At 59.7% G+C, this 1,298-nt stretch carries 1 protein-coding gene; it reads right to left on the bottom strand.

What is annotated here, in order from left to right; genetic code table 11:
- Nucleotides 1-33: 33 nt before the first annotated feature.
- Nucleotides 34-1,238, bottom strand: a protein-coding gene (locus C7378_RS17585) for an IS3 family transposase (RefSeq protein WP_131999601.1) whose coding sequence is annotated in 2 segments (ribosomal slippage) — nt 34-971 and nt 971-1,238 — 1,206 coding nt in all. Because the reading frame shifts where the segments join, the coding sequence is not laid out codon by codon here.
- Between the last annotated feature and the right edge of the window lie 60 nt (nt 1,239-1,298).

The raw sequence follows: 1,298 nt of genomic DNA, 5'->3' as shown, positions 1-1,298 counted from the left end.
TGGCGTGCCCGATGTTTTGTGCCGTTGGATGAGTTAGTGTAGCGCAGCTATTTCTGAGTTCAAGTAGCCGCCGTCGGGGGTGTGGGGAAGTGGGAAGCGTTCTTTGCTTTCCACTTCTCCATACCCCATGTTGTTTGTCAGCCATGCCTCCGGTGCTGGTGATCTGTAGCCCAGCGAGGAGTGTGGTCTGACGGTGTTGTAGTGGACGCGCCAGCGTTCGGCCAGCACGCGCAGTTCTTTGATCGAGTAGAAGATCTCTCCGTTCAGGAACTCGTCCCTCAACTTTGAGTTGAAGCTTTCGCAGTAGCCGTTCTCCCATGGTGAGCCGGGCTCGATGTACAGCGTCTTTGCTCCTGTTTTGGCCAGCCATTTTCGTAGGTCTTTCGCGACGAACTCCGGCCCATTGTCGGATCGAAGATGTTCCGGCACTCCCTTCATCACCATCACATCGGCCAGCGCGGAGATGACCCTGGCGCTGGACCAGCGGCGTTCCGCACGCACCAGCAAGCTCTCGCGCGTGTGTTCGTCGATCAGGTTGAGAAGCCGTACGCTGCGGCCATCATGCGTCCGAGCACTGACGAAGTCGTAGCTCCATACATGGTTCCGCCGCTCCGGTCTTAGCCGCACGCACGAACCATCGTTGAGCCACAGCCTGCCCCGTGGCTTCTGCTTCTGCGGTACCTTCAGCCCCTCGCGACGCCAGATACGCTCCACCCGATCCTTGCCTACCCGCCAGCCGGCTCGCTTCAGCAACGCCGTGATCCGGCGATAGCCATAACGGCCGTACTGGCTGGCAAGCTGGACGATCGCCTGCGTGAGTGCATCTTCGTCTTCCCGCCGGATCGCACGGTAGCGCTGCGTGCCGCGCGGCTGGTTGGCCAGCCGGCATGCCCTGCGCTCCGTCATCCCATGCCTCTGTTGCGCATGAGCTGCTGCGATCCTTCGTCGCTCAGGGCTTAGAAGTTTCCCGAGGCGAAGTCCTTCAACACAAGGTTATCCAGGCTCAGGTTCGCTACCAGGCGCTTCAGCTTCGAGTTCTCCTGCTCCAACTCCTTCAACCGCTTCGCCTGGTCCACCTGTAGCCCGCCGTACTCCTTGCGCCAACGAAAGTACGTCTGCTCCACGATCCCGGCTTCCTTCGCTGCCTGTGCCGTCGTCTTGCCGTTCGCTACGGCCACTTCGATCTGCCGCAATAGATTTACCACCTGCTCAGGCTGGTACTTCTTGCCTCGCCCCATATGCTCTCCTTGTCCAGTTCTCTCTTATCCACTGGCACATTTCAAGCCGGGCACTCCAAA

Origin of the sequence: Acidipila rosea, from assembly GCF_004339725.1 — a bacterium.
Lineage (GTDB): Bacteria > Acidobacteriota > Terriglobia > Terriglobales > Acidobacteriaceae > Acidipila > Acidipila rosea.
The sequence above is the reverse complement of the archived record's forward strand: the minus strand, read 5'-3'. Positions and strand labels throughout refer to the sequence as shown.